This is a genomic window from Piscinibacter sp. XHJ-5 (genome assembly GCF_029855045.1).
Taxonomy (GTDB): domain Bacteria; phylum Pseudomonadota; class Gammaproteobacteria; order Burkholderiales; family Burkholderiaceae_C; genus Albitalea.
Genome location: NZ_CP123228.1, coordinates 4,505,866 through 4,521,596, shown reverse-complemented (window position 1 = coordinate 4,521,596; position 15,731 = coordinate 4,505,866). Strand labels below are relative to the sequence as shown.

At 72.4% G+C, this 15,731-nt stretch carries 15 protein-coding genes; 13 read left to right on the top strand and 2 right to left on the bottom strand.

Annotated elements, in window-relative coordinates; translation table 11 throughout:
- Positions 1 to 4 precede the first annotated feature (4 nt).
- Both P7V53_RS21335 and P7V53_RS21330 read right to left on the bottom strand, forming a co-directional pair.
- Positions 5 to 1,066, bottom strand: a complete 1,062-nt coding sequence (locus P7V53_RS21335; protein WP_280151523.1) for a hydantoinase/oxoprolinase family protein — start codon at positions 1,064 to 1,066, stop codon at positions 5 to 7.
- Positions 1,050 to 2,012 carry an ATP-grasp domain-containing protein gene (locus P7V53_RS21330; RefSeq protein ID WP_280151522.1) on the bottom strand — a complete coding sequence of 321 codons (963 nt, stop codon included), beginning with the start codon at positions 2,010 to 2,012 and terminating at the stop codon, positions 1,050 to 1,052. The genes P7V53_RS21335 and P7V53_RS21330 overlap by 17 nt, the downstream gene beginning before the upstream one ends.
- On the opposite strand from P7V53_RS21330, the gene P7V53_RS21325 reads away from it, so the two are divergent.
- From P7V53_RS21325 to P7V53_RS21265, 13 genes are all read left to right on the top strand, one after another.
- A complete protein-coding gene (locus tag P7V53_RS21325) occupies positions 2,002 to 2,736 on the top strand; it encodes a HisA/HisF-related TIM barrel protein (RefSeq protein WP_280151521.1) in 735 nt (244 codons plus the stop codon). The two genes, P7V53_RS21330 and P7V53_RS21325, sit on opposite strands and share 11 nt — an antisense overlap.
- A gap of 233 nt (positions 2,737 to 2,969) precedes the next feature.
- Entirely contained in the window at positions 2,970 to 4,226 is a 1,257-nt protein-coding gene (locus P7V53_RS21320) for a formylmethanofuran dehydrogenase (protein WP_280151520.1), read from the top strand.
- The gene (locus P7V53_RS21315) at positions 4,223 to 5,905 is read left to right on the top strand and encodes a formylmethanofuran dehydrogenase subunit A (RefSeq protein ID WP_280151519.1); all 1,683 of its coding nucleotides are present in this window, start codon (positions 4,223 to 4,225) and stop codon (positions 5,903 to 5,905) included. Before P7V53_RS21320 ends, P7V53_RS21315 begins: the two co-directional genes overlap by 4 nt.
- Positions 5,906 to 5,996: 91 nt before the next feature.
- Positions 5,997 to 6,911, top strand: a complete 915-nt coding sequence (fhcD, locus tag P7V53_RS21310) for a formylmethanofuran--tetrahydromethanopterin N-formyltransferase (RefSeq protein ID WP_280151518.1) — start codon at positions 5,997 to 5,999, stop codon at positions 6,909 to 6,911.
- Complete coding sequence (locus P7V53_RS21305; RefSeq protein ID WP_280151517.1) at positions 6,908 to 7,723, top strand: formylmethanofuran dehydrogenase subunit C; 816 nt, start codon at positions 6,908 to 6,910, stop codon at positions 7,721 to 7,723. Before fhcD ends, P7V53_RS21305 begins: the two co-directional genes overlap by 4 nt.
- 21 nt (positions 7,724 to 7,744) lie before the next feature.
- On the top strand, positions 7,745 to 8,281 hold the full coding sequence (fae, locus tag P7V53_RS21300) for a formaldehyde-activating enzyme (protein ID WP_280151516.1): 537 nt from the start codon (positions 7,745 to 7,747) through the stop codon (positions 8,279 to 8,281).
- 18 nt (positions 8,282 to 8,299) lie between these two features.
- Positions 8,300 to 10,189 (top strand): aminodeoxychorismate synthase component I, encoded by a 1,890-nt coding sequence (pabB, locus tag P7V53_RS21295; RefSeq protein ID WP_280151515.1) that lies wholly within the window; start codon positions 8,300 to 8,302, stop codon positions 10,187 to 10,189.
- Positions 10,189 to 10,857 carry an HAD family hydrolase gene (locus P7V53_RS21290; RefSeq protein WP_280151514.1) on the top strand — a complete coding sequence of 223 codons (669 nt, stop codon included), beginning with the start codon at positions 10,189 to 10,191 and terminating at the stop codon, positions 10,855 to 10,857. The genes pabB and P7V53_RS21290 overlap by 1 nt, the downstream gene beginning before the upstream one ends.
- Before the next feature lie 67 nt (positions 10,858 to 10,924).
- Positions 10,925 to 11,638 (top strand): ABC transporter ATP-binding protein, encoded by a 714-nt coding sequence (locus P7V53_RS21285; RefSeq protein WP_280151513.1) that lies wholly within the window; start codon positions 10,925 to 10,927, stop codon positions 11,636 to 11,638.
- A gap of 23 nt (positions 11,639 to 11,661) precedes the next feature.
- Entirely contained in the window at positions 11,662 to 12,630 is a 969-nt protein-coding gene (locus P7V53_RS21280) for a PQQ-dependent catabolism-associated beta-propeller protein (RefSeq protein WP_280151512.1), read from the top strand.
- Positions 12,627 to 13,805: a branched-chain amino acid ABC transporter substrate-binding protein gene (locus P7V53_RS21275; RefSeq protein ID WP_280151511.1), complete on the top strand. Its 1,179-nt coding sequence runs from the start codon at positions 12,627 to 12,629 to the stop codon at positions 13,803 to 13,805. Before P7V53_RS21280 ends, P7V53_RS21275 begins: the two co-directional genes overlap by 4 nt.
- Positions 13,802 to 14,671 (top strand): ABC transporter permease, encoded by an 870-nt coding sequence (locus P7V53_RS21270; RefSeq protein ID WP_280156572.1) that lies wholly within the window; start codon positions 13,802 to 13,804, stop codon positions 14,669 to 14,671. The genes P7V53_RS21275 and P7V53_RS21270 overlap by 4 nt, the downstream gene beginning before the upstream one ends.
- Positions 14,668 to 15,651 carry a tripartite tricarboxylate transporter substrate binding protein gene (locus P7V53_RS21265; RefSeq protein ID WP_280151510.1) on the top strand — a complete coding sequence of 328 codons (984 nt, stop codon included), beginning with the start codon at positions 14,668 to 14,670 and terminating at the stop codon, positions 15,649 to 15,651. Before P7V53_RS21270 ends, P7V53_RS21265 begins: the two co-directional genes overlap by 4 nt.
- The last annotated feature ends 80 nt before the right edge of the window (positions 15,652 to 15,731 follow it).

Here is a 15,731-nt window from a genome sequence, read left to right as displayed (position 1 = left end):
CGTCTCAGTCTCCTCCTGCGGCCAGCAGCGCGACCGCGACGGCCGGCGCGCAAACGTCGGCCCAGTATTCGAACGGATCCGCCGGCCCCTGCGGCGCGCACTGCGCGAAGCGCCGGTACCGGCGGCCGGCCCGCGCCGCGAGCGCGGCGGCCAGGAAGGCGCCGCAGCCCGCGCCTATCACCGGCGCATCGGCGCCGACTCCTGCGTCCTCGGCGACACGCGCGAACTGGCCGGCGATGTCCTCGAGTTGCGCGGTGCGCCAGGCCTGCGCGAGCTCGAGCCACTGTGCGGGCAGGGCGTCGAGGGCGTCGCGTCCCACCATGCGCGCCAGGCGCCGGCGCGTCGCGGGCAGGTCCTTGGGCTGTCCGTCCGCCGTGGGCTGCTGGTCGTGCGCCGGGTCGAGCTCGCCGGTCAGCCGGTACACATCGGCCGTGGTGGCGAAGAACTCGTGCATGACGTTCACCACCTGCCCGCCGAAGGGCACCCGCGGCGCCAGCGCGCAAAGCGGCGTGCGCACCACGCCCTGGTACACCAGCTCGCCGCTGGCCAGGCGCTCGGCGTCGCTGGCGCCGCGCGCCGCGATGGCGCCGTCCCGCAGCGCGATGAGGTCGGTCGTCGTGCTGCCGATGTCGACCAGGACCGCCTCGCGCACGCGCGGGGCCAGCCATTGCGCCGTGGCGCGCCAGTTGGCCGAGGCGATGGCCTGCCACGAGGCTGCGCCGTCGTGTGGCGCCACCCAGCGGCCCGGGCCCGCGTACAGGCGCAGCGTTGGCCCCAGCCGCTCGGCCAGATGCGCCGCCAGTTGCGCGACGCCGTGCGCGCGGTCGGGGAACAGGTCGACCATCTCGCCGGTCATCGTCGCGACATGGCGGCCTTCGCGCGACCACGCCTGCGGCCAGCGCTGGCGCGCCTGGCCCAGCACCGCATCCAGGTGATGCAGGCCCTGCCACAGCGGACAGGGCCACTGCGCGATGTCGCGCACCTCGCCGGCTTCCACGCGGCACGCCTTCACGTGCGCGCCGCCGATGTCCCAGCCGACGAGAACGGCGTCAGGCGGCCACGGCATCGTCCGCCTTTCGCGCCGCATGCAGCGCCAGGACATCGGCCGCGAGGTTTCGCTGCAGCTTGTCCGACAGGCCGACGTAGGCGCAGGTGGTCCGCGGGTTGACCTCGATGACCACCGGTCCGCGCCTCTCGTTCCAGACCAGGTCGATGCCGACGAAACCGCCCAGGCCCGGCAGTGCGCGCGCGACCTCGCGCCCCAGCGCCTGCAGCCGCGGCGCGCGCGGATCGGTTCGCGGGTCGACGGCGTGGCTGTGCACCCCGAGGTCGTGGATCCAGCCCTCGCCGTCGATCCGGAGCTGCTGGCGGTTCAGCGCGACGGTCTCCACGCGATGCGGGCCGGCGAGCAGCGAGATCGACAGCGGCTCGCCTTCCACGAAGGGCTCCAGCGTCGCGGCACCCCCGGCGCCTTCGCGTCGCCGCAGGTCGTCGAGAGCCGCCGGGCGGCTGGCATGCACCCGCGTGGCCATGGCCCCCGCGCCGTCGTCCGGCTTGACGACCCAGCGCTGCGCGTCCACGGCGGCCAGCGGCGTCGCGATGCCGTGGGCATCCAGCAGCGCGGCAGTGGCGCGCTTGCTCGAGGCGATGCGGATGGCCGCGGCGCTGCAGCCCATCCACCGCGCGGCGCCGACGGCGTCGTGAAGCCGCATCAGCATGCCGTTGGTTTCCGGTGCCACCACCCAGCTCGCGTCGTGCTGCCGCGCCAGTCGCTGCACGAAGGCCGCGGGTGGCTCGCCGGGGCGCGGCGACGCGGTGGTCAGCCTGGGTCGGTGCGGGAACGACGGTGCGCCGCCCACCGCGCAGGTCACGTGCAAGCCGGACAGGCGCAGCAGGTCGCCGACAATCGCGTCGCGCATCGCCCTGCCGGCGGCCAGCAGCTCGGCGTCTGCCGGCTCCGCGGCGCAGGATGCGCCTGCGCTCAGCAACTCGTAGACGAAGATGCGTCCCATGCTGCTGCTTCCTTCCCTCCAGGTGATTCCGGTGCTCGATCTGCTGGGCGGCCACGTCGTGCGCGCACAGCGGGGCGAGCGCCACGCATACCGCCCCATCGTGTCGCGGCTGGTTGCCGGCAGCCGACCCCGCGATGTCGCGGCCGCGCTGCTCGCGCGCTGCCCGCCGCCCGCCGGCTCGGACCCGGTGCTGTACGTGGCCGAGCTCGACGCGATCCAGGGCCGCGCTGCGGACACCGAAACGCTGGCCGCGCTGCTGGCGATGGATCCCGCGCTGACGCTGTGGGTCGACGCAGGCTTTCGCGACCGTGCGTCGGCGCAGGCGCTGCGACAAGCCCTGGGGCGGCACGCCGCGCGTTTGCGGCCGGTGTACGGCAGCGAATCGCTGGCCGGACCCGACGCGCTGGCCGGGCTGGCGAGCGATCCGCAGGCGATCCTGTCGCTCGACTGCCGGCACGCGTCGCCGATGGATCCCGCGGGGGCGTGGACGCGTCCTCGGGCATGGCCGTCGACGCTCGTCGTGATGACGCTGGACCGCGTCGGTTCCGGCAGCGGTCCCGACCTCGCCACCTTCGCGCGCCTGCGTGCCATGGCGCCCGAGCGGACCTGGATCGGCGCGGGCGGCATCCGAGACGGCGCCGACCTGCAGGCAGGCGCCGCGGCCGGGGCCGCCGGCTGGCTGGTGGCCAGCGCATTGCACGACGGGCACATCGGAACGGGTTGACGGGCCATGGCCGGCATGATCACGAACCGTGCCACGAAGAGGTGAGGCCATCGCGGCCTCTCCCGCTCGCGGGAGAGGGGAGCATTCACCCAGCCCGACCTGCGAAACCGCCTTCGAAGGACCGCGACACACTGTTGCAGCGCCCGCGGCACAGTCTGCTCATCGACACGACGTCGGCGTTGCGCCGGCGGGACCGCGGCCGCTGGCACATGGCTTGCGGAGACAGGTCTTCCATGGAACCCATCCCCTCCGCGCCCGCAGCCTGGACCTGTCCGTTCTGCTCGCTGCTGTGCGAGGACTTCTCCGTCGACGACGTGGCCGCGCCCCGGTTGCGCGGCTCGGACTGCCCGCGCGCCACGGCTTCGCTGGCCGTCCATGCGCGGCCGGCGACTGCACCGCAGGCCTGGGTCGACGGCGCTGCGGCGTCACGCGAGCAGGCGCTGGACGCCGCGGCGAGCCGGCTGGCGCTGTGGCAGCAGCCGCTGTTCGGCGGGCTGGGCACCGACGTCGAGGGCGCGCGAGCGCTGTGCCGGCTGGCGCTGCGCACCGGCGCCATCTGCGACCACGCCGACGGCGCGGCGTTGATGCATGGCCTGCGCGCCACGCAGGACCGCGGCCAGTACACCACCACCCTGGCCGAGATCCGCGAGCGCGCCGACATGATCGTCTGCGTCGGCACGCAGGCCATCGCGCACTACCCGGAGTTCTTTCGCCGTTGCGGGCTGGAACAGCCCGACAGCCCCTGCCGCCGCCTGGTGTTCCTGGCTGCAGCGCTGCCTGCGGGCTTGCCCCAGACGGCACGTGCCCAGGTGGTCGCGGGCAGCGGCGACCTGTTCGGCGACGTGCAGCAGCTGGCCGCGCTGGTGGCGCGGCAGCGGCCCCGCGATGCGGATGTCAGCCTCGTCGACCTGGCGGCGCAACTGCGCGCCGCGCGTTACGCCGTGCTGGTGTGGGAGGCGGGCGTGCTGCCCGCGCAGGGCGCGCTGATCGTCGAGGCGCTCAATCGCCTCGTCGCCACGCTCAACCTGAGCACGCGGGCCGCCAGCTTCGGGCTCGGCGGGAGCGACGGCGCGTACAGCGTGAACCAGACCTTCACCTGGCTCACCGGGCTGCCGCTGCGCACGCGCGCGGGACCGGCCGGCCTGGAGCACGAGCCGCTGCGCTTCGATGCCGACCGACTTCTCGCCGACGCCTCGGTCGACGGCCTGCTCTGGGTCTCGAGCTTCGACCCGGCGCGGCTGCCGCCGCGGGTCGACCTGCCGCGCATCGTCCTCGGGCCGCCGGCGATGGCAGAGCGGCTGCGCGCGCAGGACGCGCTCGGCGACTGCGTCTTCGTGCCGGTGGCCACGCCGGGTCTCAACGCGGGAGGTCATCTGTTCCGCACCGACGGCGGCATCGTGGTGCCGCTGCATCCGGTGCGCGACGACGGCCTGCCGGATGCGGCCGGCGTGCTGTCGCGGCTCGACGAGCGGCTCGGGGCGCGCGCATGACGACGCTGCGGCTGCGCGGCGGGCGGGTCTTCGATCCGGCCAACGGCATCGATGGCGAGGTGCGCGACATCGCGGTGCGCGACGGACGCATCGCCGCGCTCGATCCGCGCGAGCCGGTCGACCAGGAGATCGATGCGGCCGGCTGCATCCTGATGGCGGGCGGCGTCGACCTGCACAGCCACATCGGCGGCGGCAAGATGAACCTCGCGCGCCTGTTGATGCCCGAGGACCATCGCCGCGGCATCTCGCCGGTGCCGCTGCCCGACAACGCGCTCGAGCTGGCATCGTGCGGCCTGTGCACGCCGGGCACGCTGGCCACCGGATACCGCTACGCCGAGATGGGCTACACCTCGGTGTTCGAGCCGGCGATGGTGGCAAGCAACGCGCGCCAGGCCCACATGGAGATGGGCGACATTCCCATCGTCGACCATGGCGCGTACGTCATGCTCGGCAACGACGAGCTGTTCCTGCGACTGCTGTCGGCGAAGGCCGATCCCCAGCGCCTGCGCGACTACGTCGGCTGGGTGGTGCATGCCACCAAGGCGCTCGGGGTGAAGGTCGTCAACCCGGCGGGCATCTCGGCCTTCAAGTTCAACCAGCGCCGGCTCGACGTCGACGAGGCGCACACGCATTGGCAGGTGACGCCGCGCCAGGTGGTGGGCGCGCTCTCGCGCGCCGTTGCCGAGCTCGGGCTGGCACATCCGCTGCACATCCACGCCAGCAACCTCGGCGTGGCCGGCAACATCGATTCGACGCTGGCCACCATGGCCGCGCTGGAGGGACTGCCCGGTCACCTGACGCACGTGCAGTTCCACAGCTACGGCACCGAGGGGCCGAAGAAGTTCTCGTCGGCGGCGCTGCAACTTGCCGAGGCGGTGAACGCGCACCCCAACGTGTCCATCGACGTCGGCCAGATCCTCTTCGGCCAGACCGTCACCGCGTCCGCCGACACGATGCGCCAGCACGCCAATGCGCACCTCGCCAGCCCGCGCAAGTGGATAGGCGCGGACATCGAGTGCGACGCCGGCTGCGGCGTGGTGCCGTTCCGCTATCGCGAGGAGAGCTATGTCAATGCCTTGCAGTGGAGCATCGGGCTGGAGCTGTTCCTGCTGGTGCGCGACCCGTGGCGCATCGTGCTCACCACCGACCATCCCAACGGCGCGCCGTTCACCAGCTATCCGCACCTGATCCGGTTGCTGATGGACAAGGGCTTTCGCGACGAGCAGCTGGCGAAGCTGCATCCGGACGTGGCCGCGCAATCGGCGCTGCGCGAGATCCGGCGCGAGCTGTCGCTGTACGAGATCGCGATCATGACCCGCGCCGCACCGGCGCGCCTGCTCGGGCTGCGCGACCGCGGCCAGCTCGGCATCGGTGCGGCCGCCGATGTCGCGGTCTATCGCGAGCAGGGCGACCCCGAGGCGATGTTCAGCCGACCCGCGTGGGTGCTGAAGGACGGCGTGCCGGTCGTGCGCGACGGCCGCGTCGTCGCGACCCCGACCGGCGCCACCCATTTCGCGCAGCCGTCGTTCGACCCCGGCATCGAGCGTGTCATCGAGTCGCACACCGACCGCCCGCTGGGGCTGCACAAGCGCCACGCCGTGATCGGTCGCGACGAGCTGTGCCGCTGCTGCAACGGCGGACGCCTGCTGCCGTCGGAATGCTTCGCGAGGAGCGTGTGATGGCTTCGTCAAAGGCCATGGCGGTTGTTCCTGGTTCTTGTTTGAACCACAGAGGTTCAAGCGAGCTCGTCTCCACCACGGGTGTCTGCTGATGCAGCGTCGCGGCATCACCATCGACGACACCTTCGCCGAAGCCTTCCCGATGAAGGCGACGCGGCTGGTCATCACCGCGCACAACGCGACCTGGGCGATGCATGCGGCGGTGGCGGCGACCGGCTTCGCCACGTCGGTGATCGCCTGCGGCTGCGAGGCCGGCATCGAGCGCGAGCTCGAAGCGGGTCAAACGCCCGACGGGCGCCCCGGCGTGGCCGTGCTGATGTTCGCGGTGTCGGGCAAGGAGCTGGCCAAGCAGATCGAGCGCCGCGTCGGCCAGTGCGTGCTGACCTGCCCGACCACGGCGGTGTTCGCCGGCCTGGCCGAAGGCGAGCCCGCCAACCTGGGCCGCAACCTGCGCTTCTTCGGCGACGGCTGGCAGACGTCCAAGGTGATCGGCGGCGTGCGCTACTGGCGCGTCCCGGTGATGGACGGCGAATTCGTCGCGCAGGAGAGCACGCCGGTGATCAAGGGCGTGGGCGGCGGCAACCTGCTGCTGCTGGCCACCGGCACCGACGCCGCGCTGGCGGGCGCCGAGGCCGCGGTCGCTGCGATGCGCCGCGTGCCCAACGTCATCCTGCCGTTTCCCGGCGGCGTCGTGCGCTCGGGCTCCAAGGTGGGCAGCAAGTACGCGGCGCTGCCCGCATCGACGAACGACGCGTTCTGCCCGTCGCTCACCCATCTTGCGCCGCGCACCGAGCTCGATGCCGACGTGCGATGCGTGCTCGAGATCGTCATCGACGGCCTCGCCGAGACCGACGTGGCCGCGGCGATGCGCGCCGGCCTGGCGGCGCTCGTCGAGCGCGGCGCCGAGGCCGGCGTGCGGCGCGTCTCGGCGGGCAACTACGGCGGCAAGCTGGGCCCGTTCCACTTCCACCTGCACCGGCTCGAGCCGGCCGAGGACGCGCGATGAACCACCGGCTGGTGCTGCGCCAGGGCCCGCCGCTGCGCGTCGATGCGCGCGCGCTGACGCCGGCGTTGCTCGGGGCGCTGTCGGCCGACGAGGTGCGTCGGCTGCGGCTGCCGCACGGACGCGAGGGCGTGATGCTGGCCGAGCTGTTCGATGTGCGGCCCGGCCGCGACGACGGACAGCACGCGCTGGTGCTCGAAGGCGATCTGTCGCGCTTCGACGCGATCGGCGCGGGCCTGGCCGAGGGCACGATGGAAGTGCATGGCCCGGTCGGCGATGCGGCCGGCCTCGGCATGTCGGGCGGCCGCCTGCTGATCCGCGGCGATGCCCGCGACCTGGCCGGCTGCGCGATGCGCGGTGGCTGGCTCGAGGTCGACGGGAGCATCGGCGACCTGGGGGCCAGCGCGCTGCCGGGCGAGCGCGACGGCATGCGCGGCGGCACGCTGGTCGTGCGCGGCGCGGCCGGCCATCGGCTGGCCGACCACATGCGCCGCGGCACCGTGGTCGTGTTCGGCGATGCGGGCGACTTCGTCGCCAGCCGCATGGTGGCCGGCACGCTGGCGCTGGCGGGGCGCTGCGGCGTCCATGCGGGCTTCGGCATGCGCCGCGGCACGGTGCTGTTCGCGGGACCGGCTCCCGAACCCGCCGCCAGCTTCGTGCCGGTGAACTCCGACGCCCCCGTGTTCTGGCAGCTGCTGGCGCGCGACCTCGCTCGCTTCGGCGGTCCCTTCGACGGACTGTCGAAGCGGCGCGTGGACCGCTGGGCCGGCGACCTGGCGGTGCTCGGCCATGGCGAGCTGCTGATACCGCACTGATTCACTCACCCCAAGGACGACATGAACCACCAGGACCATCTGTTTCACGCCGGCGAGGCGACCGTGCTGGCGCGCGAGGGCCAGTTCACCGATGCCATGCCCGAGATCCTCATCGGCCGCACCGACGGCCCGGTCGGGCAGGCCTTCGCGAACATGATGGCGCAGAGCAAGGGCCACACCGCGATGTTCGCGATCCGCGCCTGCAACCAGCTCGTGCGTCCCGCGACCATCATCGTGCCCAAGGTGACCCTGAAGGACTCGGCGAACGTCGAGCTCTTCGGCGGCGTCGTGCAGTCGGCCACCGCCGATGCGATCGTCGACTGCCTGATCGACGGCACCATTGCGAAGTCGCTGGCCAACGAGCTGTGCATCATCAGCCTCGTGTGGATCGACCCGCGCTGCGCCAAGGACCCCAATCTCGACAAGAAGGACATGTACCGGACCAACCACGAGGCAACGCGGCTGGCGATCCGGCGCGCGCTGCGCAACGAGCCCTCGGTCGACGAGCTGATCGCCAACCGCCACAAGATCCGCCACGACATGGACGACTGGAGCTGAGCATCCCTCAGGCACACGATGAAGCCTTTCGCCCTGCTGGATGACGCCGACGCCAGCGCCGAGCGTCCCACGAGCCGGCTCTACACCGGCTTCGTGCGCGAGCACCGCTGCGTGGATCCGGCCACGCTCGACGCGGTGTGCGACGCGGCGCAGGCGGACCTGGCGGCCGGCCTGCATGCGGTGCTGCTGGCCGACTACGAATGGGGAGCGCGGCTGCTGCGCGCGGGCCACGCCCGCCTGCCGCCCGGCGACCGCAGCTGCCTTCGCCTGCTGATGTTCGAGCGCCTCGAGCGCCTCGATGCCGAAGGCTGCGCGACCTGGCTTGCACGGCAGGAAGGCCGCAGCACCCCGGCGCCGGCCGGCGTGCTCGACCTGCAGCCGGCCGTCTCGCGCGAGGCCTTCGAGGCCGCCATCGAGCGCATCCACGAGGCCATCCGGGACGGCGAGACCTACCAGGTCAACTACACCTACCGCCAGCACGGGCACGCCTGGGGAGCGCCGCTGGCGCTCTATCGCCGGCTGCGCGCGCGCCAGCGGGTGAGCTTCGGCGCCTTGCTGCGGCTGCCGCTGGCGCCGGGCGACGAGGTCGAATGGGTGCTCTCGCGCTCGCCCGAGCTGTTCGTCCGCCATGAGCGCGGGCGTCTGCAGGCGCGTCCGATGAAGGGAACCGCGCCGCGCAGCGGCGCGCCCGAAGGCGACAGCGAGACGGCGCGCCTGCTGCACGAGGACACCAAGAACCGCGCCGAGAACCTGATGATCGTGGACCTGCTGCGCAACGACCTCGGGCGCATCGCCGAGATCGGCTCGGTGAAGGTGCCCGAGCTGTTCCGCGTGGAGACCTACGCCACGGTGTTCCAGATGACGTCGACGATCGAAGCTCGCCGCCGCGCCGACATCGGCCTCGCCGACCTGCTGCGCGGCCTGTTCCCCTGTGGCTCGATCACGGGTGCGCCCAAGCACCGCACGATGGAGTGGATCGCCGCGCTCGAATCCGGTCCGCGCGGGCTGTACACCGGCGCCATCGGCTGGCTGGACCACGCCGACGCCCGCTGCCCCGACCTGGTCCTGAACGTCGCCATCCGCACGCTCACGCTGGGCCCGCCGCAGCGCAGCGCGGCGCCCGCGCGCAACGGCCTGCGTCCGCTGACGATGGGCGTCGGCGGGGGCATCGTGCACGACAGCGTGGCCGCCGACGAATACGACGAGACGCTGTGGAAGGCGCGCTTTCTCACCGCGCTGGATCCCGGCGTGGAGCTGTTCGAGACGATGCGCGCCACGCGGCTGCGCGGGGTCGCGCATCGCACGCGGCATCGCGCCCGCATCGCCGAAAGCGCCCGCAGGCTGGGCTTCGCCTTCGACGCGCAGGCTTTCGATGCGCTGCTCGACCGCGCGCTGGCCCAGCTGCCGGCGGCCCTGCCGGCGGACCGGCCGTGGCGGCTGCGCGTCGCGTTGCGCTTCGACGGCGAGCTCGTGCTGACGCAGGCCACGCTGCCGCCGCTGCCGCCCGGCCCGGTGCGCCTGCTGCTGGCGGCGTCGCCCATGGGATCGGTGCGGCCGCTCGCGGGGCACAAGACGAGCTGCCGCGCCGACTACGACGCCGGCGTGCGCGAGGCGGAGGCCGCCGGGGCCTTCGACACGCTCTTCTTCGGAGGGCACGACGAATTGCTCGAAGGCGGCCGCAGCAACGTCTTCCTGCGGATCGGCGGGCGATGGCTCACGCCGCCGCTGACCGACGGCGTGCTGCCCGGCGTGATGCGCGCCGTGCTGCTCGACGACCCCGCGTGGGATGCGCGCGAATGCCGCCTGACGCGCGCCGATCTCCTTCGCGCCGAGGCCATCGTCGTGTGCAACGCGCTGCGCGGCGCGCTGCCCGCGACGGTCGAGGCCCTGCAGGGAGTGCCGGGCTGATGCGGATCGCGCTGTTCGATCTCGATCACACGCTGATCCCGTTCGACAGCGGCGCCGCGTTCGCGCGTCACCTGATCGACCTCGGGGTGCTCGACGCCGGCTTCGAGGCGCAGTACCTGGACCACTGCCGCCGCTACGTCGAAGGCACGCTGGACATGGTCGCCATGCACCGCTTCACGGTCGGCGCGCTCGGCCGGCACGAGGCCGACGCCCTGGCGCAGTGGCTGCGCGAATTCCGCTCGGCGATCGCGCAGCGGGTGCCGCCCGCGGCACGCGAGCTCGTGCGCGAGCACCAGGCGGCCGGCCACCGCTGCGCCCTGGTCACCGCCACGACGCGCTTCGTCGCCGAGCCCTTCGGCGAGGCGCTGGGGTTGGCCGATGTGCTGGCCACCGAGCCGGAGGTCGACGAGGAAGGCCGCTACACCGGCGAGATCGTGGGCCATGCGTGCTTTCGCGAGCACAAGCTGTCGCATGTGCAGGCGTGGCTCGCGCGGGCCGGTGCCGCCTGGGACGATGTCGAGCGCAGCTGGTTCTATTCGGACTCGATCAACGACCTGCCGTTGCTGCAGGCCGTCAGCGATCCGGTGGTGGTCGACCCCGATCCGATGCTGCGCGAGCAGGCGCTGGCGAAGGGGTGGCCGGTGAGGAGTCTTCGCGATGGTCGCTGAGGTGACGCATCATGCCGAGGTTGCGCTGCGCCGGTGGCGCGAAGCGGAACCCCAACATCCGATCTCCATGCTGCGCACCCACAAGCTCACCAAGCGCTACGGCCCGCGGCCCGCGCTGCAATCCCTGTCCCTGCACGTCGAGCCCGGCCAGTTCGTCGCCTTGCTCGGCCCCAACGGCGCCGGCAAGTCGACGCTGTTCCAGGTGCTGACCGGCCTGTTCGCCGCCGACGAAGGCGAGGTGGAGGTCGCCGGCCATTCGCTGCGCACGGCGCCCACCGCGGCGCTGCGCCACATCGGCGTGGTGTTCCAGCAGATCTCGCTCGACCTGGACCTCAGCGTGCGCCGCAACCTGCTGTTCCAGGCGGACCTGCAGGGCCTGCCGCGGCGCATCGCGCGCGAGCGCATCGACGAGGACTGCGCGCGCCTGGGCATCGCCGCCGACCTCGATCGCAAGGCGCGCGAGCTCTCCGGCGGCAACCGCCGCAAGGTCGAGCTGGTGCGTGCCAACCTGCACCGGCCGGCGGCACTGCTGATGGACGAAGCGACCGTCGGGCTCGATCCCAAGTCGCGCCAGGACCTGCTCGCAGCGCTGCATGCCGACGTGCGGGAGCGCAACGTGTGCGTGCTGTGGGCAACGCACTGGGTCGAGGAGGCGCTGACGGCCGACCGGGTGCTGGTGCTGCACAAGGGCGCGCTGCTGGCCGACGGCACGCCGGCCGAGGTGACCCGCGCGCTGGGCGGAGACACGCTGGAAGCCGCCTTCATCGCCCGAACGACATGACCACGATGAGACAGGAGACCTGCATGCTTTCATCGGCCCGCCCGCTCGCCGCGCTCGTCCTGATGCTCGCGGCGGCCGGCGCCTCGGCGCAGGGCACGGCGTACGTGTCCAGCGAGAAGGACAGCGCGCTGACCCTGATCGACCTCGCAACGCTGGCGGTGAAGGGCACGATCGCGACCTGCAAGCGGGCGCGCCACGTTCAGCTCACGGCGGATCGCAAGCTCATGGTCGCCTGCACCGACTCGAACCAGGCCGACGTCATCGATCCGGCCAGCGGCAAGTCGCTGCGCCGCATCCCGCTGGGCGACGAGCCGGAAGCCTTCGACGTCTCTCCCGACGGCAAGACCATCTATGTCTCCAACGAGGACGCCGCCGAGGTGAGCTTCGTGGACGCGGCCAGCGGTCGCAAGCTGCAGTCGGTGAAGGTGGGCCAGGAGCCCGAAGGCGTGAAGGTCAGCGCCGACGGCAAGACGGTGTACGTGACGTCCGAGGCGGCGAGCCTGGTGCATGTCATCGACACGGCCAGCGCGAAGGTGGTCAAGAACATCCCGGTCGGCAAGCGGCCGCGCCGCATGGCGATCACGCCCGACGGCAAGGAGCTGTGGGTGACCAACGAGCTGGACGCCAGCGTCACCATCGTCTCGACCGCCGACCATGCGGTGCTCGGCACCTTGAAGTTCGAGGTCAAGGGCGCGCGCCGCGAGGACATCACGCCGGTCGGCATCCAGATGACCCCCGACGGCAAGCGCGCGTTCGTGGCGCTGGGCCGCGCCAATCACGTGGCCTTCGTCGACGTGCCGGGTCGCAAGGTGACCCAGCTCGTGCTGGTGGGCAAGCGGGCGTGGAACGTCACGCTCGACAAGGCGGGAGCGCGGCTGTACGTCGTCAACGGCCTGAGCGACGACGTGACGGTGGTCGACGTGGCGGCGGCCAAGGCGCTGAAGAGCATTCCGGTGGGCCGCGTGCCCTACGGGCTGGTGATCGTCGAATGAGCTGCACCGGGCTGCATCGGATCCTGGGCGGCGCGCTGCTGGCGGCCGGTCTGACGCTGCTGCCGGGGGCGCGCGCGGCGACGCTGAAGGCGACGCTGCTCACGCCGGCCGACGACCCGCGGCTGGAGCGCACGCGCGTGGAGCGCGCCTACCTGGGGCATCCCGGCGGGCCGGCGGCCGACGGTGTGCAGCTGGCCATCGAGGACAGCCGCTTCGAGCTCGATGCCGTCGGCGCGGGCGTGTCGCTGGCCGGCACGCCGGTCGCGTCGATCGACGCCGCACGAGCGGCCGCGGTGGCGGCGGAGAAGGGCGGCGCCGCCGTGCTGGTCACCGACCTGCCCACCGACTGGACGCTCGCGGTGGTCGATGCCGTCAAGCTGCCGGTGCTCAACGTCGGCGACGCTGCCGACCGGCTGCGCCAGCAGGACTGCCGCCCGCGGCTGTTCCACCTGATCCCCAGCGAGCGGATGCGCAGCGACGCGCTGGCGCAGACCCTGGTCGCGCGCAAGTGGAGCCGCGTGCTGGTGCTCGCCGGCCCCAGCCCGCAGGACGCGCTGCGGGCGGCGACGGCGCAGGCGTCGATCAAGCGCTACGGCCTGCAGGCGGTGGCGACCAAGCCGTTCAAGCTCTCGGACGACCCGCGCGAGCGCGAGCTCGCCAACCCGCTGCTGCTCACCGCCGGCGCGCAGTACGACGCGGTGTGGGTCGTCGACAGCGACGGCGAGTTCGCGCGCTCGCTGCCGTACCGCACGGTGCTGCCGAGGCCGGTGGTCGGCGACGCCGGTCTGGTCGCCGTGGCCTGGCATGCGCAGTTCGAGCGCTTCGGCGCGCCGCAGGTATCCAGGCGCTTCGCGAAGGCGGCCAAGCGGCCGATGACGGCGCACGACTGGTCGGCGTGGATGGCGGGCAAGGCGCTGGCCGCGGCCGCCGCCGCGGCCCCCAAGGGACCGGCGGCCGCGTGGGATCAGGCGCTGCCCAAGGTCGCGCTCGACGGGTCCAAGGGCACCTCGCTCGGATTTCGGCCGTGGGACGGCCAGCTGCGGCAGACCTTGCTGCTGACCGACGGCCAGGGGGTGATCTCGCAGGCGCCCGTCGAAGGCGTGCTGCACCCCGTCAACGTGCTGGACTCGCTCGGCGCCGATGCACCGGAGAAGGCATGCAAACACCCGCGATGAACCGCACCGACGAGCAGCGTGTTGCCGCGACGTCGGCACGCCACGGCCCGGCCCATGCGCTGCAGGCGCTGCGGGCCATCGTGCTGCGCGAGCTGCTGAAGTTCTCGCAGCAGACCGGCCGGCTCGTCTCCGCGCTGGTGCGTCCGCTGCTGTGGCTGGCGGTGTTCGCCGCCGGCTTTCGCAACGTGTTCGGCGTGGCCATCGTCGAGCCCTACGACACCTACATCCCGTACGACGTGTACATCGCGCCCGGCCTGGTGGGCATGGTGCTGCTGTTCAACGGCATGCAGTCGTCGCTCGCGATGGTGTACGACCGCGAGATGGGCCTGATGCGGCTGCTGCTCACGGCGCCTTTGCCGCGCGCGTGGCTGCTGTTCAGCAAGCTGTGCGCGACCGCGCTGCTGTCGCTGCTGCAGGCGCTGGCCTTCGTGGCGGTGGCGGCGCTGCTCGGCACGACGCTGCCGGTGCTCGGCCTGGCCGGGCTGCACGCCCTGGTCGCCCTGGTGTGCGCCGCGCTGATGCTGGGCGCGCTGGGGCTGTTCCTCTCGGTGCACATCCGGCAGCTCGAGAACTTCGCCGGCACGATGAACTTCGTCATCTTCCCGATGTACTTCCTGTCGACCGCGCTCTATCCCTTGTGGAAGCTGCAGGAGTCGGGGGCCGAGTGGGTGTACCAGGCGGCGCGCTTCAATCCGTTCACGCATGCGGTGGAGTGGGTCCGCTTCGCGCTGTACGGCAAGGACCCGGGCATCGCGCCCTGGGTGGTGGTGGGCTGCCTGCTCGTGTTCTTCGGCCTCGCATGCTGGGGCTATGACCCGCAGCGCGGCTTCGGCGGGCTCACCAAGCGTGGCGGAGGTGGCGGATGAACGTCTCGCGTTGGAGGATGACACGCCGCCGCTGGCTGGGCAGCGCCGCGGCCCTTGCGCTGGCGCCGTCAGCGCTGACGCGCGCCGCGGCGAACGACGCCTTTCCGTCCCGGCCCATCATGCTGTGGGTGCCGTGGGCGGCCGGCGGCGCCACCGACATCTCGATGCGCGTGCTGGCCGATCTGGCCTCGCGCCAGCTGGGCCAGCGCGTGATCGTGGAGAACCGCGGCGGGGCCGGCGGAACGCTGGCCATGCCGGTGCTGCAGCAGGCCGAGCCCGACGGCTACACCATCGCGCAGCTTCCGCAGCCGATCTTCCGCGCCTACTTCACGCAATCGGTGCACTGGCATCCGCTCAACGACGTGACGCCCATCATCCAGATCTCCGGCGTCACCTTCGGCCTGCTGGTCGGCGCCGCAAGCGTGTTCGAGAGCCTGGACGATCTGTTCGCCTACGCGCGCGCCCAGCCGGGCGCGCTGTCGATCGCGACCAACGGCGTGGGCACGTCGCCTCACCTGGTCCTGGAGGAGCTGTTCACCGCCCGCGGGCTGCGCTACATCCACGTGCCCTACAAGGGCGTCAGCGAGCAGATCAACGCCATCATGTCGGGCCAGGTGATGGCCGGCGTCAGCTCGACCGGCTTCGGCCCGGCCGTCGACGCGGGGCGGCTGCGCCTGCTGACGACCTTCGCCGCGCAGCGTTCCAAGCGCTGGCCCCGCGTGCCGACGCTGCGCGAGCTGGGCTATGACATCGTCGCCCAGTCGCCGTACGGCCTGGGCGGCCCGCGCGGCCTGCCGGGCAAGGTGGTGACCGTCCTGCACGACGCCTTCCGCAAGGCGATGTTCGATCCGCAGTTCGTCGAGGAGATCGCGAAGTACGACCAGGAGCTCGACTACCTGGGTCCGGCTGCGTATGCGCAGGCGTGCAGGGAGACGTTCGCGCGCGAGCGCGCGGCGGTGGAGCGGACGCGGGCGAAGTAGGGAGTGGCAGCCCTGCGACGACCTGGGCCGGCCCTTCGATACCTCAGGGCGAACGGGAATGTTTTCGCACTGCCACGCAG

Excerpts from the sequence above, each read along its gene's own strand:
- P7V53_RS21335 (WP_280151523.1), bottom strand. The coding sequence starts at position 1,066 with ATGCCGTGGCCGCCTGACGCCGTTCTCGTCGGCTGGGACATCGGCGGC.
- P7V53_RS21325 (WP_280151521.1), top strand. The coding sequence starts at position 2,002 with ATGCGTCCCATGCTGCTGCTTCCTTCCCTCCAGGTGATTCCGGTGCTC.
- P7V53_RS21330 (WP_280151522.1), bottom strand. The coding sequence starts at position 2,012 with ATGGGACGCATCTTCGTCTACGAGTTGCTGAGCGCAGGCGCATCCTGC.
- P7V53_RS21320 (WP_280151520.1), top strand. The coding sequence starts at position 2,970 with ATGGAACCCATCCCCTCCGCGCCCGCAGCCTGGACCTGTCCGTTCTGC.
- P7V53_RS21315 (WP_280151519.1), top strand. The coding sequence starts at position 4,223 with ATGACGACGCTGCGGCTGCGCGGCGGGCGGGTCTTCGATCCGGCCAAC.
- fhcD (WP_280151518.1), top strand. The coding sequence starts at position 5,997 with ATGCAGCGTCGCGGCATCACCATCGACGACACCTTCGCCGAAGCCTTC.
- P7V53_RS21305 (WP_280151517.1), top strand. The coding sequence starts at position 6,908 with ATGAACCACCGGCTGGTGCTGCGCCAGGGCCCGCCGCTGCGCGTCGAT.
- fae (WP_280151516.1), top strand. The coding sequence starts at position 7,745 with ATGAACCACCAGGACCATCTGTTTCACGCCGGCGAGGCGACCGTGCTG.
- pabB (WP_280151515.1), top strand. The coding sequence starts at position 8,300 with ATGAAGCCTTTCGCCCTGCTGGATGACGCCGACGCCAGCGCCGAGCGT.
- P7V53_RS21290 (WP_280151514.1), top strand. The coding sequence starts at position 10,189 with ATGCGGATCGCGCTGTTCGATCTCGATCACACGCTGATCCCGTTCGAC.
- P7V53_RS21285 (WP_280151513.1), top strand. The coding sequence starts at position 10,925 with ATGCTGCGCACCCACAAGCTCACCAAGCGCTACGGCCCGCGGCCCGCG.
- P7V53_RS21280 (WP_280151512.1), top strand. The coding sequence starts at position 11,662 with ATGCTTTCATCGGCCCGCCCGCTCGCCGCGCTCGTCCTGATGCTCGCG.
- P7V53_RS21275 (WP_280151511.1), top strand. The coding sequence starts at position 12,627 with ATGAGCTGCACCGGGCTGCATCGGATCCTGGGCGGCGCGCTGCTGGCG.
- P7V53_RS21270 (WP_280156572.1), top strand. The coding sequence starts at position 13,802 with ATGAACCGCACCGACGAGCAGCGTGTTGCCGCGACGTCGGCACGCCAC.
- P7V53_RS21265 (WP_280151510.1), top strand. The coding sequence starts at position 14,668 with ATGAACGTCTCGCGTTGGAGGATGACACGCCGCCGCTGGCTGGGCAGC.